General features: G+C 60.6%; 18 protein-coding genes and 3 tRNA genes. 10 read left to right on the top strand and 11 right to left on the bottom strand.

Annotated elements, in window-relative coordinates; all coding sequences use genetic code 11:
• Positions 1–389: 389 nt before the first annotated feature.
• Both serA and serC read right to left on the bottom strand, forming a co-directional pair.
• Positions 390–1970 carry a phosphoglycerate dehydrogenase gene (gene serA, locus F8C90_RS00370; protein WP_158048462.1) on the bottom strand — a complete coding sequence of 527 codons (1581 nt, stop codon included), beginning with the start codon at positions 1968–1970 and terminating at the stop codon, positions 390–392.
• A 114-nt stretch (positions 1971–2084) separates the two neighbouring features.
• A complete protein-coding gene (gene serC, locus F8C90_RS00365; protein WP_158048461.1) occupies positions 2085–3167 on the bottom strand; it encodes a 3-phosphoserine/phosphohydroxythreonine transaminase in 1083 nt (360 codons plus the stop codon).
• A 295-nt stretch (positions 3168–3462) separates the two neighbouring features.
• On the opposite strand from serC, the gene F8C90_RS00360 reads away from it, so the two are divergent.
• Positions 3463–5910 (top strand): hypothetical protein, encoded by a 2448-nt coding sequence (locus F8C90_RS00360; protein ID WP_158048460.1) that lies wholly within the window; start codon positions 3463–3465, stop codon positions 5908–5910.
• A gap of 76 nt (positions 5911–5986) precedes the next feature.
• Here F8C90_RS00360 and ilvC read toward each other — a convergent pair whose 3' ends face one another.
• From ilvC to F8C90_RS00330, 6 genes are all read right to left on the bottom strand, one after another.
• Positions 5987–6991: a ketol-acid reductoisomerase gene (gene ilvC, locus F8C90_RS00355; protein WP_158048459.1), complete on the bottom strand. Its 1005-nt coding sequence runs from the start codon at positions 6989–6991 to the stop codon at positions 5987–5989.
• 90 nt (positions 6992–7081) lie between these two features.
• Entirely contained in the window at positions 7082–7567 is a 486-nt protein-coding gene (gene ilvN / locus F8C90_RS00350; RefSeq protein ID WP_158048458.1) for an acetolactate synthase small subunit, read from the bottom strand.
• Positions 7564–9531, bottom strand: a complete 1968-nt coding sequence (gene ilvB / locus F8C90_RS00345; RefSeq protein ID WP_246155714.1) for a biosynthetic-type acetolactate synthase large subunit — start codon at positions 9529–9531, stop codon at positions 7564–7566. Before ilvB ends, ilvN begins: the two co-directional genes overlap by 4 nt.
• Positions 9528–11204, bottom strand: coding sequence for a dihydroxy-acid dehydratase (gene ilvD / locus F8C90_RS00340; protein WP_158048457.1), 1677 nt, complete (start codon positions 11202–11204; stop codon positions 9528–9530). Before ilvD ends, ilvB begins: the two co-directional genes overlap by 4 nt.
• 427 nt (positions 11205–11631) lie before the next feature.
• Positions 11632–13011 carry a uracil-xanthine permease family protein gene (locus tag F8C90_RS00335; protein ID WP_158048610.1) on the bottom strand — a complete coding sequence of 460 codons (1380 nt, stop codon included), beginning with the start codon at positions 13009–13011 and terminating at the stop codon, positions 11632–11634.
• A gap of 148 nt (positions 13012–13159) precedes the next feature.
• Positions 13160–13234 (bottom strand) — tRNA-Val (locus F8C90_RS00330).
• 162 nt (positions 13235–13396) lie between these two features.
• On the opposite strand from F8C90_RS00330, the gene trpS reads away from it, so the two are divergent.
• A complete protein-coding gene (trpS, locus tag F8C90_RS00325; RefSeq protein ID WP_158048456.1) occupies positions 13397–14452 on the top strand; it encodes a tryptophan--tRNA ligase in 1056 nt (351 codons plus the stop codon).
• A gap of 63 nt (positions 14453–14515) precedes the next feature.
• Here trpS and F8C90_RS00320 read toward each other — a convergent pair.
• Together F8C90_RS00320 and F8C90_RS00315 are read right to left on the bottom strand one after the other, a co-directional pair.
• A tRNA-Ile gene (locus F8C90_RS00320) sits at positions 14516–14590 on the bottom strand.
• Between the two features lie 204 nt (positions 14591–14794).
• Positions 14795–15214, bottom strand: coding sequence for a VG15 protein (locus F8C90_RS00315; protein WP_158048455.1), 420 nt, complete (start codon positions 15212–15214; stop codon positions 14795–14797).
• Here F8C90_RS00315 and F8C90_RS00310 point away from each other — a divergent pair.
• Positions 15213–15635 (top strand): hypothetical protein, encoded by a 423-nt coding sequence (locus F8C90_RS00310; protein WP_211360965.1) that lies wholly within the window; start codon positions 15213–15215, stop codon positions 15633–15635. The genes F8C90_RS00315 and F8C90_RS00310 overlap by 2 nt on opposite strands.
• Before the next feature lie 110 nt (positions 15636–15745).
• On the opposite strand, the gene F8C90_RS00305 is transcribed toward F8C90_RS00310, so the two are convergent.
• A tRNA-Asn gene (locus F8C90_RS00305) sits at positions 15746–15820 on the bottom strand.
• 761 nt (positions 15821–16581) lie between these two features.
• Here F8C90_RS00305 and F8C90_RS00300 point away from each other — a divergent pair.
• The 7 genes from F8C90_RS00300 to F8C90_RS00270 all read left to right on the top strand — a co-directional run bounded on the left by F8C90_RS00300 (position 16582) and on the right by F8C90_RS00270 (position 24693).
• On the top strand, positions 16582–18987 hold the full coding sequence (locus tag F8C90_RS00300; protein ID WP_158048453.1) for a molybdopterin-dependent oxidoreductase: 2406 nt from the start codon (positions 16582–16584) through the stop codon (positions 18985–18987).
• Between the two features lie 25 nt (positions 18988–19012).
• Positions 19013–19357 carry an oxidoreductase gene (locus F8C90_RS00295; protein ID WP_158048452.1) on the top strand — a complete coding sequence of 115 codons (345 nt, stop codon included), beginning with the start codon at positions 19013–19015 and terminating at the stop codon, positions 19355–19357.
• Between the two features lie 92 nt (positions 19358–19449).
• Positions 19450–19647 (top strand): hypothetical protein, encoded by a 198-nt coding sequence (locus tag F8C90_RS00290; protein ID WP_158048451.1) that lies wholly within the window; start codon positions 19450–19452, stop codon positions 19645–19647.
• Positions 19648–19896: 249 nt separating this feature from the next.
• Positions 19897–20955, top strand: a complete 1059-nt coding sequence (locus tag F8C90_RS00285; RefSeq protein WP_158048450.1) for an amidohydrolase family protein — start codon at positions 19897–19899, stop codon at positions 20953–20955.
• Positions 20956–21080: 125 nt separating this feature from the next.
• Positions 21081–22433, top strand: a complete 1353-nt coding sequence (locus tag F8C90_RS00280) for an MFS transporter (RefSeq protein WP_158048449.1) — start codon at positions 21081–21083, stop codon at positions 22431–22433.
• Between the two features lie 87 nt (positions 22434–22520).
• Complete coding sequence (locus F8C90_RS00275) at positions 22521–23000, top strand: hypothetical protein (protein WP_158048448.1); 480 nt, start codon at positions 22521–22523, stop codon at positions 22998–23000.
• 196 nt (positions 23001–23196) lie between these two features.
• The gene (locus F8C90_RS00270) at positions 23197–24693 is read left to right on the top strand and encodes a helix-turn-helix transcriptional regulator (protein WP_158048447.1); all 1497 of its coding nucleotides are present in this window, start codon (positions 23197–23199) and stop codon (positions 24691–24693) included.
• The last annotated feature ends 157 nt before the right edge of the window (positions 24694–24850 follow it).

Raw genomic sequence — 24850 nt, 5'->3', positions numbered from 1 at the left:
GATAGTGTTTCCTCTTGCGCAGCTTCCAAGCCCCTCAGGGCAAAGCCGCCTTCCCGCTCGGTTTGCGCGGCGTGAGAGACGCGGCGCTGCTGGCGGGTCTTGTGGGCCAGTCTCGCTGGCGTGATGTGCAATGACCGACTTTACCACATGCATCGCCCACAGCATGACGACGACACAGCAAATTCATCGGACATACGTTCGTGTATAGCGGTTTGCTCGCACGGGCTCGAGGCATCAAGCTCGCTCGCCCCGACAGGAAGCAAAAGATGCCCGAGCAAAAGCGTTATCCCAGATAGGCGCCCTGCACAACAGGAGCGCCCGACCCTTTGGCGACATCACCTCGGAATCGGGCGCCCACAGAAGCGCGCTTAGACGCAGGAACCGAACGCTTACAGGCTGAACGACCACACGTTCTTGAAGTCAAGCGTGCTCGAGAGCTTCTCGAGCAGTTGGTCGTTCACGCTGCCCTCGACGTTCATGTACACGAGCGCCGTCTTCTCGGAGGGCTTCGTGCCGATCTGCATCGTCGTGATGTTCACACCCTCGTTGCCGAGCAACGTGCCAATCGCGCCGATGCGACCGGGGGCGTCGACGTACTCGAACACAAGCGATTGCTTGGCAGGCGCGATGTCGATCTTGTAATCGAGCAGCGACATGATGCGCGGGCGCTGCATCGAGCCGAAGAGCGTCGCACCGACTTCGACCCCGTCGGCGACGACCTTCACGGCCGACGCGTACTCGTCGGCGTCGGCAATCGAGGCAGTGTCAACCTTGATGCCATGGCGCACGGCGACCGACTCCACGTTCACCGGCGTGACCGATCCCGCGCGGCGATATGCCAAGATGCCGTCGAGCGCGCCTGCGACCAGGATGGACGCATCCGCGTTCGCAATCGTTCCCGCCGCTTCAACGCGCAGCGTCTTGGGGATGCAGCCTAAGATCTGCGCCAGGATTCGGCCCATCATCTGGCAGGCGGGGACATAGGGGCCCACCGCGTCCATCATCTCGGGCGGAACGAGCGTCATGTTGAGCGCCGTGGGGACGATGGAGCCCTCAAGGCCGCTCGAGACGTACTCCGCGATCTGCACGCCGGCGCGCACCTGCGCCTCGTGGGTGGAAGCACCCAGGTGAGGCGTCAAGAGCACGTTGTCGAACTCGTGCAGGGGGCTGCCCGTGCAAGGCTCTTCCTCGAACATGTCGATACCCGCGGCGAAGATCTTGCCTGCGGCAACGAAATCGGAGAGGGACTTCACGTTGTAGATGCCGCCGCGCGCCGCGTTGATCAGCACGACGCCGTCCTTCATGGCCGCGAATTCTTCGGGACCGAACATGCCGATGGTCTCGGGCGTCTTCGGCAGATGCACGGTGATGAAGTCGGCGCGCGCGAGCACGTCTTCCACGCGCTCGAAAAGCTCAACACCCAGCTGGTCGGCGCGCTCGGGGCTGCAATACGGGTCGTGCCCGATGATCTTCATGCCGAAGGCGCGCGCACGCTCGGCCACAAGCCCGCCGATGCGGCCCAGGCCGAAGATGGCGAGCGTCTTCTCGTAGAGCTCCTTGCCCAAAAACTTCGAGCGCTCCCACTTGCCCTCGTGCATGCTCGCGTTCGCCTGGGGAAGCTGGCGCGCGCAGGCAAGCATGAGCGCCATGGTGTGCTCCGCTGCGCTCATGATGTTCGAGGTCGGGGCGTTGCACACGATGACGCCGCGCTCGGTCGCCGCGTCAAGGTCGATCGTGTCGACGCCCACGCCAGCACGGCCGATGATCTTCAGGTTCTCCGCGGCCTCGATGACCCGACGCGTCACCGGCGTCGCCGAGCGCACAACGATCGCATCGTAGGGGGCGATCTGCGCCGCGAGCTCGTCTTCAGTCAGGTCGAGCTTCACGTCGACGTCGTAGCCCTTATCGCGCAGGACGTCGATACCCTCCTTCGCGATCCGATCGGCTACGAGAACCTTCTTGTGCGTCATGGCGAATTCCCTTCTCAGACAAGGCCGCTTATCGCGCGCTCGATTCGCAAATTCGACCGCGAGGGAACGCTCCCCCGCGGCCGAATTCGTTTCTGTCAGCACAACTATACGGCTTTATGCGTTGTTTTTCTCGAACTCTTCCATGAACGCGACCAAAGCTTCGACGCCCTCACGCGGCATCGCGTTGTAGATGCTCGCGCGCATGCCGCCCACGCTGCGATGGCCCTTCAGGCTCTCGAGCCCGCGCGCCTTCGCCTCGGCGATGAACTTCGCGTCCAGATCGGCATCGCCCGTGACGAAGGGAACGTTCATGAGCGAGCGGAACTCCTTTTGCGCCGTGCCGCTGAAGAGCTTCGACTGGTCGAGGTAGTCGTAGAGCAGCGCCGCCTTCTCCTGGTTGCGCTTCTGCATAGCTTCAAGTCCGCCCTGCTCTTTGAGCCATTTGAAGACAAGGCCGCAGACGTAGATGCCGTAGGCGGGCGGCGTGTTCGACAGGCTGCCCGCGTCGGCTTGCGTCTTGTAGCGCATGATGGTGGGCGTGAAGGGCAAAACGTCCTCGCGGATAAGGTCGTCGCGCACGATGACGATGACCACGCCGGCAGGACCGACGTTTTTCTGCACACCGCCGTAGATGAGACCGTACTTGGAGACGTCGACGGGTTCGGAGAGGAACATCGAGGAGACGTCGGAGACAAGCGGGATATCGCCCGTCTCGGGAAGGTGGGTGTAGCGCGTGCCGTAGACCGTCTCATTCTGGCATATGTAGACGTAGTCGGCGTCGGGCGAGAAAGCGGCGCTGTCGAAATCGGGAACGCGCGTGAAGTTCTCGTCCTCGGAGGAAGCGACAAGGTTCGCGGTGCCGTAGAGCTTCGCCTCCTTGAAGGCCTTCTTCGACCAGTTACCCGACACGATGTAGTCGGCAACCTTGTTGCGCATGAGGTTCATAGGAATTGCCGCGAACTGCTGGGTAGCGCCGCCCTGCAAAAAGAGGACGCGGTAGTTGTCGGGGATGGACATGAGATCGCGGATGTCCTGCTCGGCGGTCTCGATGATGCCCTTGAACGTCGCCGAGCGATGGGACATCTCCATGACCGACATGCCAGACCCGTTGTAATCGAGCATCTCCGCCGCCGCGGTCTTCAAGACCTCCTCGGGAAGCATTGCGGGACCTGCAGAAAAGTTGAACACCCTACCCATAAGCGCACTCCTTTACTCGCGAGAGTCAGATATATACTTTATTCTACTAAAGCGCTCAAGCGAAGGGCCCGAAACGCCCGCTCATTCGGCCGCGCGGGCGCGCATCGTCGGCAGAAGGGTTTACGCGCCTTGGTGGGACACCTTGGCCCGAAGATGCACGCCACATCCCTTTTCAGGGCCGTGTGGCGCAAAAGTGAATGTGAATTCCTTGTATAATTTCACGTTAAGGAAACCCAGCACGCCACGCCTTAGACGCGCCGACATTCGGCGGGAATGCGCCACGAAAGGGGGACGCATGGAAAACGCGATCACGAGAAGAGACGCACTCAAGCTCGGAGCCGCCGCAACAACGGTCATTGTGTCGGGAGGTGCACTGACCATGTTCGCAGGTTGCGAGGCAAATAGCACGGCGGACTCCCCCCGCTACGGTGCGCCCGCCCCAAGCGAAACAAGCTTTCACGTGGAAGACGGGAAGTGGTTTTCCGACTGGACGGAGGAAACCAAGCAGGGAATCGCGTTCACCGGCTCGAAGCTCGGCATCGTCCCGAGCGGCGACGGCGAAACGCTCGCCATCGCCTACTGCGACGCCGACGGTATGAAGCAGGTGACGCAAATCGGGCAAGCGAACGTGCCCGTGCGCGTACACGGCGACATCGAGATGCTCGCCGCAGACGACATCGCGTCCCGCTACGTGGTTTTAATCGATGAGGACGCTACGATCGATGCGCTATTCTTGGGCGGCATCGACCGCGCGGAAGTCTCGGGCAGCATCGCCTCGCTTATCGTCGTGGGAAAAGCCGATGCTGAGCTTCGCTCCGAATCATCGGTGCAATCGGTGATCATGGGCGACAGCCGCGCGGACGTGCACGTAGACGCAGGCGCACTCGTGAGCGAGGTATACGCGCCCTACGCAGAGCAGGTCGAATTCGAATCGGTCCCCTGCGCCGTTCGCACCGTCGACGCCGATTACGCATCGCAGGCGAACAAGGCCTTCGTGCAGGTGCTGACAGGACAGGGGACCGAAGACGAACGCGCCTTCGTTTTGGGCCTTTGCGCTGACCTTGAGCTTCCCCCCGTCGTTGCTGAGGCGGCGGGCAATGCGAAGACGAGCGCCGCCGCCTTCCCCGTTTCGTTAGGTCCCGAAAAGGCATATGCGGACGAAGCCGACGCAGCAAACTCGGATTCCGCTAAGGGCAGCCAGGCGGACACCGCCACCGACAGCGATGCCGATATCACCTTCTCCGACAAGCCCGAGCTCACAAGCGAAGACCCCGAATGGAGCCGCCTTGAAGACTTCCAACCCGACCCCGACACCCCCATCGACGAGAACTGCATCGAGCTTCCCACCGATGATGAGCTAGCGGCCGCGAACCAAGGCGCCGAAAACGACATCCCCTTCGTCCAGGGCGACATCGACACCATCTTGAAAGGCGTTGCCAACCTCACGCTCAACAAGACCGTCACCTACGCCACGAACACACTCCTATCTGCGATTTTCGGCTCGAACAACGGCGTCGAGCGCGCCCTTGGCGAGATCAGTGCGCGCCTCGACAACATCGAGCGGGAAATCCAAGCCGTGTACACGGCGATTCAGGAAGCTGAGCTCTGCTCGATAATCAACGAACTGATCAAAACGTATTTCCGCAACACGACCGATTTGGTGGATATCATCGAGAAGTTCAACCGCGATTACATGAAGGATTTCCAGGAGGGAACCGATGACTACATCGCCGCGCGCAAACGGGTCGCCATGTACCTTGCGACGGCAAGCTCCGCCGATAACCCCAAGCTTACCGTCGACGGGAAGACCGTCGACGCCTACGCCATCGATTACTGCAGCGCGCTTTTGGCGGAGCAGGTCGGTGTCGCGCTGAACCCGCTCGAGGCATACTTCAAGTTATCCCTGCTCAAAAGCCCTTGGGAGCAAAACACCATTGCGGGTCGAGTGGGCTTTCAGGATGAGGTTGTCAACAAGTTCGGGCTTTTGTGCGGATACGCAGCCTTCGCGCTGAGGGGATACATGGACTATCTTGCCGATGATGTCACGCTATCCGACGAGCAGAGAAAAGTCGAGCTCAGTCAATGTATCGCAAGCTGGGAACAGCTCTTCGGAACCGACTCAGCGAACGAGATCGCCAACGATTACGAGGTGACAAACGAGTTCAGCCGCATTCGCGCAACAAGGGACAACGCAAGCAACAGCGAGGAAGGCTACGCCGCGCGCGCGTCCCGCCTGATCGAGAGTTACAAGGTGGTTCCACATGCGGATAAGTGGCGTCACTTCATGGTGCCCGGCAAGGAAGTCACGCTCATGACGCAAGCGGCCGTCCTCAAGGTGAACAAGAGCACAGGCGCAAACCAGCCGCAGCTCACCGTGAGCAGCGATGCCCATCTTGTGGCGGATATCGACAGTTTCCGAAAGATCTACGACTACTACGGCGGGAAAAAGACACTGCACCAGATACTCTTCGCGCAGGACGAGGCCAGCATCGCGCTCCCCGACGCTGGTAAGAAGGAAGACTACAGCTTCTCAGTCTCCGGCGTCGAGCCTAAGGCCGACCGCTACATCAAGTCGAAGGGCGCCATCGAGCACAGTCAGTACTACACGCCCGTTGTCTCGGGAAAGATGAAGCTCAGCCAGAGGAACTACTACAACTACGACAACAACCGCGGATCCAAGACCGAGAAATACTTCGACATCACGCTGCTCGGCGTCTACGAGAAACTATCCTTCGAGGATTAAAGCGCTTTTGCCCAAGCGCAAGCGGGGCCCGCTCACACCGAGCGGGCCCCGCTTAATTCAATCAGCTTGCGCCGAACTACTGCTCGTCAGACTTGATCCAGGAGAACATGCCGCGGATCTTGGTGCCAGTGGTCTCGATGAGGTGGTTGTTGATCGCCTCGCGATGCTCGATAAGCCACTTGTGGTCGTTCTCGCAATCGGCGACGAATTCCTTCGCGAACTCGCCGTTCTGGATACGCTTCAAGATGAGCTTCATGGCCTCGCGAGATTCCTCGTTGATGACCTTCGGGCCCGCGTAGTACTCGCCGTACTCGGCGGTGTTGGAGATGGAGTAGTTCATGAAGTGGATGCCGGACTCGTACATCAGGTCGACGATCATCTTCATCTCGTGGTAGCACTCGAAGTAAGCGAGCTCGGGCGGATAGCCGGCATCAACCAGCGTCTCGAAGCCGGCCTTAACGAGCTCGACGAGGCCGCCGCAAAGGACTGCCTGTTCACCGAAGAGGTCCTCTTCGGTTTCCTCGGCGAACGTGGCCTTGATGATGCCGGAGCGGGCACCGCCGACGCCCCAGCAGTAGGACATCGCGATATCCCATGCATCGCCAGTCGCGTCCTGCGCCACGCACGCGAGGTCGGGCACGCCCGAGCCCTCGGTGAACTGACGACGGACGATGTGGCCCGGGCCCTTAGGAGCACACATGATGACGTTCACGTCCTCAGGGGCCTTGATGTAGCCGTAGTGGATGTTGAAGCCGTGGGCGAACGCGAGGGTGTCGCCAGCCTTCAGATGATCTTTGATGTGCTCCTCGTAGACCTTCGGCTGTGTCTCGTCCGGCGTGAGGATCATGATGAGATCGGCTTCCTCGGCAGCGGTGTCCATGTCAACGACCTTAAGGCCGGCCTCGCGAGCCTTCTCGGCGGACTTGGAACCCTCGCGGAGACCGACGCGCACGTCGCAGCCGGAGTCCATGAGGTTGAGCGCATGGGCATGACCCTGCGAGCCATAGCCGATGATGGCGATCTTCTTGCCCTGGATGATCTTCGGGTTGACGTCCTCTTCGTAATAGATTGTCACAGCCATGGTAGTTTGTCCTTTCTTTTTGGCTGGTTTTACCTTGCTCTATGGCAACCGCGTTCGCGGAAATACCCTGGTGGAGTACGGGTTCGCTCCCTACACTTCCTTGGAATTACGGCTCATGGCTATCTTGCCCGTGCGCGTAATCTCCTTGATGCCGTAGGCGCGGAAGAGATCTTCCATGCCCTTAAGCTTGCTCTCGTCGCCCGTCGCCTCGATCGTGAGCGAGCTTTTGCCCACGTCGACGATCTTCGCACGGAATACGTTCGTGATCTCGATGATCTCGTTTCGCCGCTCGGGCGACGCATTCACCTTGAAGAGCACAAGCTCGCGCTCAATCGCGGACTCCTTTGTAAGGTCGCTAATCTTATAGACGCTGACCAGCTTGTGCAGCTGCTTGGTAATCTGCTCGTATGCCACGTCGTCGGCCTTCACGATGATAGTGATACGCGACATCGTGGGGTCCTCGGTCGGGCCCACCGACAGCGAGTCGATGTTGAACCCGCGGCGTGAGATGAGCCCGGTCACGCGGGAGAGCACGCCCGGCTTGTTCTCGACCAGGATAGACAGGATATGCTTCATCGAACATCCCCTTCCTCTTCAGCGGCGCCTTCCCCGTCCGGCTCCTCACCCTGGTGCGAGCCCTTGTCCTCAGGGTCGGACTCCCAGCGGCCGCCGAACTGCGCGTCGATCTTCGCACAGGGCGACTTCTCGCGCACCACCGGCGCCGGCTCACCCGGCACATCGGTGCGCACGGCGCCGACCGCCACGTCTATCGCGCCCATGACGTCGTTCATCGCCTTGCCAGGCGCGACCATCGGGAACACGTTCTGCTGGTCGGAGATTGCAACGTCCAAAAGGAAAGGACCGTCGCAGGCGAGCATGCGATCATAGGCCTCGTCGAGCTTCGCGGGGTCGGTCACGCGCTCGGCCTGCCAGCTGTACGCGTCGGCGAGCTTCACGAAATCCGGGTTCGCATCGAGTTCGGTGAACGAATAGCGCTCGCGGTAGAAAAGCTTCTGCCACTGGTGCACCATGCCAAGCGCGCGGTTGTCCAAGATAACAACCTTCACCGGCACGTTGTGAATGGCGGCGGTCGCCATCTCCTGGCTGTTCATCTGGAACGACCCGTCGCCTGCGATGCAGACCACCTGCGCGCCCGGGCGCCCGAACGCGGCGCCGATGGATGCGGGGAAGCCGAATCCCATCGTGCCCAGGCCGCCCGAGGAGATGAAGCTGCGCGGCTCCTCGCGGTCGATGAACTGCGCGGCCCACATCTGGTGCTGGCCAACCTCGGTTACGACGACAGAATTGTGCGGGTCGAGCTTCGCGGAGAGCTTCTGCATGGCGATCTCGGGAACGATCTCGTCAGGGTTCTCGGTGATCTGCGCGTCATAGAACGGGTAGCGCTCACGCCATTCCGCGATCTGCGCGTTCCACGCCTCGGTGCGCGGCGCGCAGGCTTCCTTCTCGATCGTGGCGACGATGCCCGCGACAACGCCCTTCAAATCGCCGACGATGGGCACTTGCGCCTCGCGGATCTTGCCGATCTCGGCCGGGTCGATGTCGATGTGGATGACCTTAGCATGCGGCGCGAACTCGGAGAGCTTGCCCGTCACACGGTCGGAGAAGCGCGCGCCCGCCGCGATGATCAGGTCGGACTCGGTCATAGCTAGGTTCGCAAACTTCGAGCCGTGCATACCGACAGGACCCAAGTTCATCGGGTGCGACGCCGGGAAGGCGCCTTTGCCCATGAGCGTCGTCACCACGGGAATCTGCATCATGGTCGAAAGCTTCACGAGCTCTTCGGTGGCACCGGATGCAATCGCGCCGCCGCCGACGTAGAGAATCGGCTTGCTTGCGCGCCCGATCACGCCGACCGCCTGCTTGATCTGCTTGGCATTGCCCTTGTACGTAGGACGATACGACGGCAGGTTCACCGCATCAGGATAGTTGAAGACAATCTGCTCGCTTTGGATGTCGGAAGGCACGTCGATGAGCACGGGGCCGGGACGTCCCGTCGAGGCGATATGGAACGCCTCGCGGAAAGTCGTCGTGAGCTCTTCCGCCGACTGCAGAAGGAAAGAGTGCTTGACGATCGGCATCGTGATGCCAACGATGTCGGATTCCTGGAACGAGTCGGTGCCGATGACGCCACGCGGCACCTGGCCGGTGATGATGACGAGGGGCACGGAGTCCATGTAGGCCGTCGCGATGCCCGTCACCGTGTTCGTGGCACCAGGGCCGGACGTGACGATGGCCACACCAGGACGTCCCGTCGCACGCGCATAGCCGTCGGCCTCGTGAACCGCACCCTGCTCGTGACGAGCGAGGATATGCGTGATCTGCTTGCTGTCGTAGAGCGCGTCGTAGAGCTTGATCGCCTGCCCGCCGGGATAGCCGAACACCAAATCGACGCCCTCGGCCTCGAGCGAGGCGATAATCGCCTCGGCACCGTTCATGCGAAGGCCCTGCTTCTCGGTCTTGCTGCCCAGGCCCAAAGGCCCGCCAATCTGAGGTTTCTTGCTTTTCAAAGTGTTACTCACGAGACATACGCCCCCTTATCGGCCGATGAGACGAGCTTTGCATACTTGGCGAGAACGCCATGGTTGTGCTTCGGTGCGGGTGCGACGAACGCGGCGCGGCGGCGGGCAAGCTCCTCGTCGTCGACATGGAGATTGATTTCTCCCCCTTCGATGTCGACCGTGATCTCGTCGCCGTCCTCGATAAGGGCGATAGGGCCGCCCGCCGCGGCTTCAGGACTCACGTGTCCCACGCAGGGGCCCTTCGAGGCGCCGGAGAAGCGCCCGTCGGTGATGAGCGCCACGGACTTGGAAAGCCCCATGCCCACAATGGCGGACGTCGGCGTGAGCATCTCGCGCATGCCAGGGCCGCCAGCCGGGCCCTCATAACGGATGACGACGACGTCGCCCGCCTTGATCTCGCCCGCGAAGATTGCCTTGCAGGCTTCCTCTTCGGAATTGAAGCAGCGCGCAGGACCTGTGTGCGTGAGCATCGAGGGGTCGACGGCCGACTTCTTCACGATGCCGCCATCGGGAGCGACGTTGCCGTGGAGCACGCGCAGCGCACCAACCTTCGAGAACGGGTTGTCGTGCGTGCGGCACACCTCGCCATCGGCGGGTTTCGTGCAGTTCTTTATATACTCGGGAAGCGTACCCATGCAGGTAAGTGCGGACTCGTCGAGAAGCCCCAGCTCATTGAGCTCGTGCATGACGACAGGCACGCCGCCCACGGCGTAGAGGTCGATAAGCGGGCGCGGTCCCGAGGGCTGCAGCTTCACAAGATGAGGTGTGCGGGCGCTCGCCGCATCCCAGTCGTCCATCGTGATGGGATGCCCCGCCGCCTGGGCGATGGCGGTCAGATGGAGCACCGTGTTGGTGGATCCGCCGAAAGCCATATCGCATTCCATGGCATTGTGGATCGCCGCCTCGGACACGAGGTCGCGGAAGCTGATACCGCGCTCGAGCAGCTCCATGACCTTCATGCCCGCATGCTTGGCAAGGCGAAGGCGCTCGGAGTACACGGCGGGAATGGTGCCGTTTCCAGGAAGCGCGATGCCGAGCGCCTCGCACAGGCAGTTCATGGAGTTCGCGGTGAACATTCCCGAGCAGCTTCCGCAGGTCGGGCACGCGGTGTCCTCGTAGTACTTCAGCTCGTCCTCGCTCATCGTGCCGGCAGCAACCTTGCCCGCTCCGTCGAAGAGCGTGTTCAGGTCGGTCGTAGGGCCGCCCGTGCAGCCAGGCTCATGGCCGGGAAGCATCGGGCCGCCGGAGACGAACACAGTGGGGATGTTCACGCGAAGGGCGCCCAAAATCATGCCAGGGACGATCTTGTCACAGTTGGGAATGCACACGATGCCGTCGAACGCGTGGCCCTCGACCGCGCACTCCAGGCTGTCGGCGATGACCTCGCGCGACACGAGCGAGTAGTGCATGCCCGCATGGTTCATGGCGATGCCGTCGCACACGCCGATGGTGGACACCTCGAACGGGACGCCGCCTGCGAGGTAGATGCCAGCCTTCACGGCCTCGCAGATCTTGTCGAGGTTGTTGTGGCCGGGGATGATGTCGTTGCGAGAATTGACGACGGCGATAAGCGGGCGGCCCATCTCCTCGTCGGTGATTCCGTCAGCCTTGAGCAGGCTGCGATGCGGGGCGCGCGCGGCACCCACCTTGATGGCATCGCTGCGAAGCTGCATGTTCCGTGTCCTCCCTTCGGGCGTCACCGCCCATAAAAAAATCCTGGCTGCAAGCACCTGCACCAGGACCTCTTGGGAACAACGGAGTAAACCGCGGACCGATAACGGAGTCGCCGATTCAGGCTACTTGCCTCACGCGATTGCGAAGGTCATTCGCAAAGCACGCAAAACGTTCGCGCCGAACTGCTCGGAGGTGGCATTCGGGGCCGCCCACCACCGGCTCGCAGCATCCGCCGGCTCTCTGAGAGATGGGTTCGTCCTTACTTTCCTCGTCAACGCATTTCGTCGTATTTGGTTTTGAACTGGCGTCAGTATACCCCCGCCGCATCGCAGCGCAAGGGGTAAATCCCCTAAACGCCGCAATGTGGCGATAAATGCATATTGCCGACAAATTCCCAGATGAGACGCCTTCGTGTAGGCCCCTTTCCTAGGCTTCCTTCACCTCTTTGGGAAGCTCACCTTCAAGCGGGAAGCGCATCTCGGGTTCGTCTGCGCGCTCGGGGGCTTCACCGCCGAAGGAATACTCGTCCTTGCCAGGAAGCACCGCGTTCAGCACGATGCCCGCAAGCGAGCCCACGGCGAGACCCGAAAGCGAGATGGTGATGCCGCCGACGGCGAACACGATGGCACCGGCCGTGGAGTAAGCGATGCCAATGGAGAGCACGAGGATGAGCGCCGCGACGAGCACATTGCGGCTCTTCATGAAGTCGACTTTGTTCTCGACGAGGTTGCGAACACCGACAGCCGAGATCATGCCGTACAGGACAAGAGACACGCCACCGATGACGCAAGCGGGCATGGCCTCGATCACCGCTGCGAACTTCGGGCAGAACGAGAAGCAGATCGCGAACACCGCGGCAATGCGGATAACGCGGGGGTCGAACACCTTGGTGAGCGCGAGCACGCCCGTGTTCTCGCCGTACGTAGTGTTGGCGGGCGCCCCGAAAAGCGAGGCGAGAATAGTGGCCAGGCCGTCGCCGAGAAGCGTGCGATGCAGGCCCGGCTCGGCGATGAAGTTGCGGTTGACCGTGGAGCTGATGGCCGAGATGTCGCCGATGTGCTCGATCATGGTCGCGAGCGCAAGCGGCATGATCGTAATGACAGCGGTGATGGCAAGCCCCGCATCGAAGTTACTCGAGAGCGCGAAGACCGTGTTCTCGAAGGCGACAGGCAGGCCGACCCAAGGAGCGGCGGCGACGCCCGAGAAGTCAACTTCGCCGAGCGCAACGGCGAGCAGGTAGGACAAGAGCACGCCGAGCAGGATCGGGATAATCTTCACCATGCCGCGACCCCAGATGTTCGCGACGATGATGACAGCAATCGCCACGACAGCGACAAGCCAGTTTGTCGAGGCGTTCGCGATAGCGGAGCTCGAGAGGATAAGGCCGATCGAGATGACGATCGGGCCTGTGACCACGGGCGGGAAGAACTTCATCACGCGAAGCGCGCCGAAGCCGCGGAAGAGCGCGGAGAGCACGAGGTACAGAAGACCCGCGCACGCGACGCCCAGACAAGCATAGGGCAGAAGCTCGGCCTCGCCGTTCGGTGCAATAGCGGCATAGCCCGCGATGAAGGCGAACGACGAGCCAAGGAATGCCGGCACTTTCCCCTTCGAGAGGAAGTGGAACAAAAGCGTGCCCAAGCCCGCGAACAAAAGCGTGGCAGAAACGGAGAGGCCCGTGAGCACCGGAACTAAAATGGTTGCGCCGAACATGGCGAACATGTGCTGCAGGCCAAAGACAATCATCTTGGGCTTGCCAAGCGTGGTCGCATCATAGATGGCGTCGGGGCTGTCCTCGGCTCCCATTGTCGGTACCGGTTTGTCGTATTTCGCCACGAAGCTCTCCTTCTCTGGAAATTATCACTGGGAGGCATTTTACACGCGCGGGACGAAAGGTCAGGCGTGCAAAAGACAAAAAGGCCGGAAGCTCGTGACTTCCGGCCTTTAGGTTTTATGGTGGTCGCTACAGGATTTGAACCTGTGACCCCCGCCGTGTGAAGGCGATGCTCTCCCGCTGAGCCAAGCGACCAAGTAATTTTTGCATCAAAACTTGTTCCTGATGCGAGTGAATATAATAGCGCTCATCACGAGTGGACGCAAGGGGTAATTTCAACATTTTCAGCGCGTCTATACTGCTATACTTTCGAAACATGCATTTCCGCACGTGACGTAATTAGGGAGAGAAGAACCCATGAGCAACGAAGATAGCTTCCTCGCATCGAAGAAGCGCAGTGACGAAATCCGCGCCGACCTGGCCGTGCATCCCGAGAAATACCTCATGCTCACCGGCGACCGACCCACGGGCCGCCTGCATCTGGGACACTACTTCGGCACGATCAGGGAACGCGTGGCGTTGCAGAACCTCGGCGTCCCCACCCGCGTCGTCATCGCCGACTATCAGGTGATCACCGACCGCGACACGACCGCCAACATCGCCGACAACGTGCACAACATGGTGATCGATTACCTGGCCTGCGGAATCGACCCCGAGAAGACCATCATCTTCACGCATTCGCACATTCCCGCATTGAACCAGCTCATGCTCCCCTTCCTCTCGCTTTGCACCGAAGCCGAGCTCGAGCGCAACCCCACGGTGAAAGCCGAGCAGGAGGCGTCGGGGCACGCGCTCACGGGCCTGCTTTTGACCTACCCCGTGCACCAGGCGTGCGACATCCTTTTCTGCAAGGGCAACATCGTGCCCGTCGGCAAAGACCAGCTGCCGCACATCGAGCAGACGCGCCAGATCGCGCGCCGCTTCAACGAGCGCTACGCGCAGGTGTTCCCCGAGCCCGAAGGCCTTCTGACCGACGCCGTTTTGATCCCCGGCCTTGACGGCCGCAAGATGTCGAAGAGCTACGGCAACGCCATCAGCCTCTCGGCGACGGCGGAGGAGACCGCAAAGCTCATCAAGAAGTCGCAGACCGACTCCGACCGCAACATCACCTTCGATCCCGACAATCGCCCCGGCGTGTCCGCGCTGCTCACCACCGCAGCGCTTTGCACCGGGCGCACGGAAGTCGAGATCGCGGAGGAAATCGGCGACGGCGGCTCGGGCACGCTCAAGAAGTACGTCACCCAGAGCGTGAACGACTACCTCGCACCCATTCGCGCGCGCCGCGAGGAGCTTATGCAGGACCCATCGTATATCGCCGACATCCTGGCCGACGGCAACCGCCGCGCGAACGAGATCGCGAACGAGACGCTTGGCGAGGTTCGCGAGGCCATGGGCATGGTCTACACCGTCTAGACCGCAAGACATCAAGCATGAAAAAACCGCCGTCGAGGTTTCTCGGCGGCGGTTTGCATTTTGTGGTGGGCCCACCCGGATTCGAACCGAGAACCAAAGGATTATGAGTCCCCTGCTCCACCGTTGAGCTACAGGCCCGTTTTGCACGTGGACTATTGTACCCGAAAGCTGAGCAGTCAAGGAAATTTCATATATCCGTATGCAGACAGACGCCTCTCCCACCGTCTTCGCGACCGAGTCGACCAGCGCGGCGCGCGCGGACGCCAGCCTCTGAAACTGGCGCGTCTGCCTGTTCCGCCACGCCCCGATGTAATAAACTGTTGTTACGGACGCGCACCCTGGTTAAGAACCGAGGCCCGCGTCCTTTTTATTTAGGGTTTCGATTATCCCGTCGCTATGTATGACATGAAGGTTCTTGATTGTTCCGTCGACCTCGAAGCTGGGGACCACCTTGCAGTCGCAACCGCGGTGGAAGCGCCCCCACTCGCCTGCCGTCTTGCGCGAGTGGTAGACAGCGCCGCGGCTCGCGAGCATGAGGCAGAACGCGCAGGTCTCGAAGCCCGTCGGCACGCGGGCGAACATCGCGCCCCTGTCCCTGTCGCGCCCCACGTTGGCGATGATCGTCTCGTTGAGGCTGCGGAAGGCGTCGTTCCTGGCGAACTCGCCGCACGCCCTCGCGAACGCCGCGTCGCCCTCCTTCGCGAGCTTCTTCGCCTGGTAGCGCGCCACGTCGTCCACCGACCCCGGCTCGTAGGCCGTCATGGCGCTGTCTTTGGCGCTCGCGTCGCTTCAGTACTCGGCAATTCTCTCAAAAGTTGTGATGCCGAACACTATCGCGTCAGCCAAGATCGGAGACGACGCGGCCTCCGCAGTGGAGCAGCGTGTCCTCGGATGGTGCCGCTCCCACAAGGGAGCTTCCGTCGCCGAGAGGCGCGAGGCGGCGAAGCTCATCGTGGAGGGCTTCATGCAGACGTACGACGACAAGGCGGCGGAGTTCGCGCCGCAGTGGTACGACCACCCGCACAGCAGGGCCGCGCGAGGCTCAAGTAGGCAAGCGCGTCTTAACCCGCACCCCCGTTTGGCCCACGTATATCACGAACGGTTTCTTTTCTTGGAGGTTTGCGATGCCCGTCAGCTGCAACGCCGCCAGGCGCGGCAAACTCACAGCAGGAGGAATCGCTAGCCGCGTCGCTCTCTACGACAGCTACGGCATCATGGAGATGAATTCAGCTCAGAATACAAAAAGAACTCGTTTCGAGCACCTATACCCTCCACGAGTTCGAACAATTAAAATGGCTCCCCGGGTAGGATTCGAACCTACAACCCTCCGGTTAACAGCCGGATGCTCTGCCGTTGAGCTACCGAGGAATCTGCCAATCAGTTGCGTTCTTTCCGAACGCGCAAGATAGTATTATACCCATCTCATCAGTCGGCGCAAGACCCAATTTCAACTTTTTTGACAAGCGCGTGCATTCGGAATCCCAAGCCTTCTCACCAGACGGCCCGCTCGCTCTTCAACCTCCTGTCAGGCGGCGCACTTGCTTCCTCCCTCTCGGCCCTTTGAGAACTTCGGCCTTTCCGCCACTTCTGCTCCTTGTTCCAAGATGAGACGAAATGAGGCGCATCGCCCGTCCCTCGCCTCGCACGCAGGGTAAGACAACTCGCGCTCTATCCCGCATCCGAACCAGTGACGAGGAGAGTTTCATAGCTTCTCGCGGGACGCCGGGACAGCGAAACCAGAGGGCGGACAGGTGGCTGCGACACGAGGACCAACCGCGCAACCCCTTCTTCTCGATGATTGGCCCCTCATGGATAGATATCGGCGAGGCAGTTTGACGGGTTCCGACGATGGACTCCAATGCTCTACAGCACCATTGAACCAGGTCACAACCTCATACCAATGGGCTGACCGCCTATTGGGGGTAATTCCAACCTACTGAAATCCATCTTCTCATCTTTTATCGGGGGTATGCCCTCATGCGCGCGGCGTAATTTCGCAGTCATCGGAATCGCGCCGATCGTGAACGCAATCAGACGAGTGCGTGCGACGAGCGACAGACCGCCGAGGAGAGCGGCAGCATAGAAAGACGAAACCGATCACGTATTCCGATTATGAAGGAGGAAACCCAATGGCAGACTCTACCGAGTCCACGGTGCAAGAGCACTGGGGGGAAACCAACGGAAAGAAGTATCGCCGAGGCTCGCGTCTTCCCAAAAAGACCGACACCGTCCCGGCAGCGCCTGCGGCTGAGACGCCGAAGGTGCCCTGGAAGTGGGAAGAGGACGGCATGACTGTCATCCGCGGCACGGCACGTTCTGCACCGGGGTGCCACAACGTCTGCGGCATCCTGTCCTACGTGAAGGACGGCAAGCTCGTGAAGGTCGAAGGCGACCCCGAGGACCCCTACAACCAGGGCCGTCTTTGCAGCCGTTGCCTTTGCATCCCCGACTACGTCTACCACAAAGACCGCCTTTTGCACCCGATGAAGCGTGCGAAGGAAGATCGAGGCAAGGACAAGTTCGTCGAAATCTCCTGGGATGAGGCCTACGACATCATCGTCGAGGAGTTCAAGAAGGTCGCCGATACCTACGGCCCCGACAAGATTGCCATGTGCCAGGGCACGGGCCGCGATATTCACCAGGTCACGCGCTTGAACGCGTGCATGGGCTCCCCGAACGAGGGCGTCCCCTACTTCGCCGGCAACTCCTGCTACCTGCCCCGCATCGCGTCCATGGCGTGCATGCTCGGCGGCTCGTGCGTTATGGACTGCTCGCAGTTCTTGCCCAAGCGCTACGACGACCCCCGCTACACGGTGCCCGAGTACTGCATCGTGTGGGGCCATCAGCCCTTCTACTCCAACGCTGACGGCTTCTACGGCCATTGGATCTTGGACCTTATGAAGCGCGGCATGAAGGTTGCCGTCGTCGACCCGCAGCTCACCTGGCTCGCGGCTCGCGCCGGCAAGGACTGGCTGCGCGTCCGCCCCGGCGGAGACGGAGCACTCGCCATGGCCATGTTGAAGGTCATCTGCGACGAGAAGCTCTATGACAAGGAATTCTGCGACAAGTGGGTCTACGGCCTCGAGGCAGTCTGCGAGCGTGTCGCCGACATGGACCTCGACGAGCTGTGTGAGCGCGCCTGGGTCGACAAGGAAGACGTCGTGCGCGTGGCCCGCACCTACGCGACGAGCCATCCTGCGGCCATCCAGTGGGGCGTCGCCCTCGACCAGCAAACCGGCGGCCAGCAGGCTGCTCACGCCATCACGGCAATGTGGTGCATCACCGGCAACCTCGACATCCCGGGCGGCAACGTCATGGCTGACGCTTGCTGGGGCATCGAGCAGCCGAACTGGGTTGGCACCTGGGGCTGGGATGAGCTCATGACTCCCGAGGAGCAGGCAAAGCGCATCGGCATCGAGCGCTACCCGATGTTCGCTGTGGGCTTCAAGAACCTCTCCTCCAACGCCACCATCGAAGCGTGGCAGCGCGGCGAGATTCCCATCCATGCGGCCTACATCGTGACGAACAACTTCCTCGCGACCATGGGCGCCCAGGCCGAGCAGCAGCTCGAGTGGTACAAGCAGATCGACTTCATCGTGGTCGAGGATCTGTTCATGACGCCGACCATGATGGCACTCGCCGACGTGGTGCTGCCCGCAGCAACCTACGAGGAGCGCGACGGCTTCGGCGGACTGAACGCCTACCGCATCAGCTGCATCAACAAGGCGATCGAGCCCGTCGGCGACTCCAAGCCCGACAACACGATCTTCCTCGAGCTCGGCAAGCGCCTCACCCATGCGATCAAGCCGGAAAACGACGACATCGCGTGGCCTTGGGACAACGTTCAGGAAATGTGGGACTACGCTCTCGAAGACGGCGGTTTCACCTGGGAAGAGCTTCGCGACGCCACCTGGAAGTACCCCGAGTTCAAGTACCGCAAGTACGAGACGGGCGACCTTCGCCCCGACGGCCAGGTGGGCTTCCGCACCGAGACCGGCCGCGCCGAGATCTACTCGATGGTGTTCCATCACACCTCATGGTCTGGCCTCGATCCGCTGCCGAGCTACGTAGAGCCCGTTGAGAGCCCCTATTCGGCGCCTGAGGATGTCGAGGAGTACCCCTACATCGTGACCTCTGGCATGCGCGTGCCTCACTTCTTCCACTCCGAGCAGCGCCAGATCGAGAAGCTGCGCGCCCTGCATCCCGACCCGCTGTGCCATATCCACCCGGAGACGGCGAAGAAGCACGGCATCGAAGAGGGCGACTGGATGTGGCTCGAGAACAAGCACGGCAAGTGCAAGTACAAGGCCACCTTCGACGACGGCTACGATCCGCGCGTCATGCAGTGCGAGCACGGCTGGTGGTTCCCCGAGCGCAAGGACGAGGCAGAGGAGAACACCGAGGACGAGAAGAAGGGTCTGTTCGGCGTTTTCGAGTCGCAGATCAACAACCTCGTTCCCTTCGACGCCGGCGTGTCGGGCTTCGGTTCGAACTACAAGGCCATGATGTGCAAGATCTACAAGGCCGAAGACTAACAGGCCGCGCGAGAGGAGTTTAACAATGGCAATTCAGGGAATCCTCGTCGACGTGGATTACTGCACCGGTTGCGAGGCGTGCGTTCTCGCCTGCCAGCAGGAGCACGGCTATAGCGAGAAGGAATTCGGCATCAAGATCACCAAGCTGGGTCCCTTGCATATCGACGAGGCCAACAAGGTGTTCCAATACGATTTCATCCCCCAGTTCACGCAGTGGTGTGACCTGTGCGAAGAGCGCTGCGGCAAGGGCAAGAAGCCCACGTGCGTTCAGCACTGCCAGGCACAATGCCTCGACTGGGGCCCGATTGAGGAGCTGGCCGCCAAGGTCGACTCGCCCAAGCAGATGATCGTCGCCATCAACGAGGCGTAGATCATACAAGGCTTCCTCCGGCGGGGGAAGGCGGCATTCACGCCTATCGCTTGCCCAAGCGGAGGAAAGACGAGAGGGGGAAGGAGGAGAACATGACTCAGCAATTTGCCGATGATTTCGGGGGACAGTGCGCATCGCATGTCATGAACATCGACGTGCGCGCTCCGCGCGAGTTCTCTCACGAAGTCACCGAGTACCAGCGTGAGCAGGGCCGCATCGACTGGCGAGTCCGTTGCAACGCCAACATGAAGAAGATGGCGAAGCACGAGATCAACCAGATCTATCAGTAAGCCCGATGCGGAATCTTGTCGGGGAAGCGAATACCACACCCGCTTCCCCGCCCCGCATCACCCTTTAGACGATCCGCCGCCCAGGTGGTTGTCCCTACTTCCATCCCCAGGGCTTCCCTCACCACCTGGGCGGATCTCCCCATACCTATCAATGGGCGCCGGCAAGGCAGATAAGGAGGGTTAAGCGTAGCTTGGCTCCCGTTCATACATTCAAACCTACTGACAACCGACAACAAAAAAGGAGAGAAAATGGCTGAAACTCGCGTTATCGACGATAACATGCACTTCCTGCCGACCAACCTGTTCACCAACGAAGAGGTGCTTCACGGCTTTCTGTACTCCGCGCCGGTCACCTTCGGCATGAAGGCTTATCTGGGCAAGACCCCGGACGGCACGAAGGACCAGGTCATCCTTGAGTACCCCGAAGGCAAGCAGATCCTGAACTACGTTGACGGCGACTATACGCTCGAGACCAAGATCAAGGCAATGGACGAGGCTGGCGTCGACATCGCGATGCTGCGCATGCCGGTGTGGCAGGAATGGCTGCCCCTCGACATGTGCAAGATCGTGAACGAGCAGGCCGCCGAGATGTGCAAGCGCTCCGAAGGCCGCCTCGTTGCCAACGCCGTTCTTCCGCCGTTCGGCCGCAAGGAAGACGTCGACGAGCTCAAGCACTGCATCGAGGACCTCGGCATGGTCGGCGTGCAGTTCGCTTGCTGCTATGGCGATCGCTTCCTCGACGACGAGCTGTTCAAGCCCTACATGAAGGTCCTGAACGACATGAAGATTCCGGCTGTCGTGCACCACACCCCTGGCCAGAACGCCTTCCAGAACTTCGATGACTACACGATTCTGCGTCGTGAGCTCGGCCGCATCCATGCCCAGGCAGCAGCTGTCGGCCGCGAGATCTACTCCGGCATGTTCGACGAGTTCCCGAACCTCAAGTTCGTCCACACCATGTTCGGCGGCAACTGGTTCGGCCTGCAGGAGATCCTCGCACCGCACAAGTCGACCAAGAAGAAGGAGGCCATGAACCGTCTGGCCACCAACGTCGACCACGAGGCCTACACCCATTACCTCGAGAACAACATCTTCTTCGACATGACCCACCCGATGTCTTGGGGCAAAGACCAGATCGAGTGCGCTGTGAAGGTTTGCGGCGCAGACCACCTGCTCATGGGCTCTTCCTTCCCCGTCTTCTACGAGTGGATGGCTCGCTCGGTCGAGTCCATCGACGCGCTCGACGTCACCGACGAGGAGAAGGCGCTCATGAAGGGCGGCAACGCTGCTCGCATCTTCAACCTGTAAGCACTCAAGGCACTATTTTATTGATTAGAGGGGATCGGGTCTCGATTCGGCGTACCACCCTCCACTCGCCCGAGGCCCGACCGTTTGTTGCGCGACGAACGCCGCGCAACTGAAAGAGGGGAAAAATGAGCAATCCCAATGCCGCGGCAAGCGCACAAGAGAAAACCCCGAGCTACGCGTGGATCGCGCTCGTCGTCTCGTTGCTCGCCGCAATATCGATCGTTTACGCATGGATGTGGCTGCCCGCCATCACCTTCCCGGTGTTCAAGGGCTGGCTCGGAGCAAACTGCGCATCCGTGCAGGCCGACCCTTCGCAGTTCGGCCTCCTGTCCAACGTCATGGGTCTCGTGCCCATCGCAGCGCTCATCATGGCGTTCCCGGCATCGTTTGTAGTCCGTAAGTTCGGTCCGAAGGTCGGCACCCTCGTCGGTCTTGGCCTTGCGATCATAGGCTCCGCAGTGTGCGCCCTCACGATCACCTCGAGCTTCATGGCGTTCCTCGTGGGCCGCTTCATCTTGGGTCTCGGCCTTGCACAGACGATTGTCGCAGGCCCCACGTGCGTGTCCATCTGGTTCCCCAACACGACCCGCGGCCGCGCTATGGCCATCTGGTCAATCTGGGCACCGGTCGGCATCTTTACGGTGAACGTGTTCGGTGACGGCATCTACCACGCCGTCGGGCAGAACCTTGTTACCCTGTTGTGGGTGTGGACTATCGTCATCGTGGTCATCGGAATCCTGTTCGCCGTTGTGTTCCGCAAGCCCCGTGCCGATGAGGCCTCCGAGGTTTCCGCCGAGACGAAGTCGTTCCGCGAGGTGCTCCCGTTCTTCAAGAAGCGTCAGCTTTGGTGTCTCATCTTCATGTTCGCGATCTTCAACTACATGAACTATGCCTTCAGCCAGTACCTGAAGACCTGGCTGCAGCTCGATCCCACGGCCGGCGGTCTTGGCTGGGACCCCGCGATGGCAGGCCTTATCGGTGGCGCGCTGACCGCATGCGGCATCCTCGCCCCCATCGGCGGCTTCATTTTGGACAAACTGCCGCGCAACCTGAAGTACATCGCAGTCGTCTCCGGCATCACCGGCCTCACCGTGTGCTCCGCGCTTGCCTTCCAGAACAACATGGTCGTGTTCGTTTTCTACGCCATCTTCTTCTGCATCGGCAACATGTTCCTGAATGGCTGCTGCCGACCGATGATCCCGACCTACGTGTTCAAGGGGGGCGCAACTGCAGTTGCTCTGGGACTTTCGTTCCTCACGTTCGGCCAGTACCTCGGCCAGACGATCACCTCCTACGCGCTTGAACCGTTCAACGCGTCCATGTCCGCAGGCGCTTGCGACCCGATGCTCGCCTTCTGGGCATTGGTGCCGATCGGCGTCGTGGGCATCATCGCCTCGCTGTTTATGAAGCCTTCCAAGCAAGACCTCGCAGGCGGCAAGCCGCAGGGGAAGCCGGCTGAAAACGCGCAAACTAAATAAGCGCACATCAGGCTCGGTTTCCGTACTATTCGGCACCCGTGTCGCCCAAACGGCGCGCGGGTGCCTTTCGTTATCCAGGGACACACCATGAAAAACGGCATCGTTACGCTCACGTACGGCAAAATCGCCCACCTCGACGCCACAACCGGGCCGACGGATTGGGCGGGCCGCTCGATAGAGCTCGAAAGGAAGATGGGAATGGAAGGCCACGCCCCCGCACCGCCAAGCGAATCGAGACGCCCTGGACAGATTGAAGCGGGATACGAGATAGACGCGACGACGGGCGCAACCGTCCACGCCACTACAGGAGCTACCGTTGACGCGATGACGGGCGCAACCGTGGACGCGACATCAGGTGCGACTCACTCGATTAGCCATGACAACGTTCGGGAAAGCGCCGCAGAAGCCCATGGCGACGCGCATAAGGGCGAGGAATGCGAAGCGGATACTGTCGACGCCACCACAGGCGCAACACCTGGCGTATCCGCCGCCTGCAAAGAGCTCGGGATGGCGAGCCTGTCCGACGTGATCGCCGATATGGGAATCAAACCACCGGGCCAGGTTTAGGGCAACGTGTCCCGACCAACCATAATCGCGTTAGGCACGAAGCTCATCTGAGCCGTTTTCAAAGGGATAAAACCGCATTTTGGAGGGGAAAAGCTTTATACTGGATGTTGGGGATTTTGGGGCGCACCGTGCGATATGCCGCTTCGCGTCGTGGTCAGTTTCTCTTGCATATCGGTATCTTATTCAAGGGGGAAAGATGGCGAAAGAGACGCAGCGCAGTGGCGCTGACGGCGCAATGGAATTGCTGGGGGTAGGCGGCTTCGCCCTCTTTTTCGGATGGATGCTCATCACGTTCTACTGGCTGTTCGCAATCTTCTTGCAAAGCCTTCCCACCGGCGAGCGCGACACGATCCAACTGTTCATCTTCATCGGCATCGCGCTCGGATATACAATCTGTCACTTCCTCGGCAAACGAGCTTCCTATACGCCGTTTAGCGCGCCTGTACTCGCAATCGAGACCGTTTTCGCCGCAATCGTGCCCTTGACGAGCCTCGGACTGCTTGCAGAAGCCCCGATACCGACCCCCATGCTCTGCGCGGCCAACCTTCTCGCCGGCATCGGCGGAGGCTTCTTCACCGTGAGCTGGCTCGACGTGTGCGGCAGGTCCAAATCGCGTGCCTATGCCCGATTCTGCTCTGAAGCGCTTTTGGGCGGGGGCGCCCTTTTCGCACTCGCAGCGCTTATGCCAACTGAGTTCCAGCCCGTCTTCTGTCTCGTTTATCTCGCATTGTCAGTGGGATTGCTGAAGTACACAAGTGAGAACTCAGACAATTCGCAGGCCGCTCCGCTCAGCGCCGTTGAACACAAACCGTGGAAATTCGCGCGCGAAGTCGAGCCGTCCTTTATTGCCTTCGGTATCGTTTTCGGGATGACCTTCGTCTTTTTGTTCAACTACGGCTCTCATTATGTCTTCATCGGCCTTCTTGCAACGATCCCCGGCGCTCTTGTCTTAGTTGTGCTCTCCCTGAAGAAAATCTTCTTGAACATCACTGTTCTGCAGCGAATCCTGCTGTTCATGACGGTACTCGCTTGCATCTGCATCCCCTTCTCAACTGGATACGTCCAGATTGTCTGCGCGTTTCTTGTCATCGCATCGTGGGCACTGTTCTTGCCAACGACCTATGCACATCTCGTGCGTAAGAGCGTCGAGCTCGGAGAAGCGGCGGTATTTCGTCAGGTTCCTCGTCGCCTTTTGGCAAGCGCGCTGGGGTTTCTCATCGGATGGGCCGTCGCTAGCGCGGCGACCGTCATCTTCGGCGCCCACTCCGACGCTTTCACGGTCATTCGCCTGTGCACCGCATGTCTCGTCGTCCTCGCCGTCACCGTGTTCTTCCCGCAATCGGAGCATCATGATGAGAATGCCGACCGTGCGCCTGCCCCAAGCGAAGCTGTTGCAACCCCTGCACAGCCGGCGCCTGCGGGCATGAGCGAGCACGAGGTGTTCGAAGCACGCTGCAACGCCCTTGCCGAGATGTACCAACTCTCCCCTCGCGAGACCGACGTGTTGCGCTACCTCGCCAAGGGCCGTAACGCCGCCTATATCCAAAACAAGCTGACCATCTCTCCGCACACCGTCAAAAGCCATATCTACAGCATCTACCGCAAGACGGATATCCACTCCCAGCAATCGCTCATGGACTTCGTTGAGGATTACCCCGTTTCCGTTCCGCAACAATCTCCAAAAAAGAAGTAGGCTTCCCTTTTGATTGCGTGACGAGTCCCTATTGTCATGTCATTTGGCAAAGTCGCAGCTCACTGTCTCATACCACCATACTGAATTCCGCTATTGCATACCCGCTATACGATAGCGTCATCATCGCTTCGTGGTGAACTGTTCTCAACGTATAAGG

Origin of the sequence: Ellagibacter isourolithinifaciens (assembly GCF_008831035.1) — a bacterium.
Classification (GTDB): domain Bacteria; phylum Actinomycetota; class Coriobacteriia; order Coriobacteriales; family Eggerthellaceae; genus Ellagibacter; species Ellagibacter isourolithinifaciens.
This window is presented reverse-complemented; position numbering and strand designations above follow the sequence as displayed.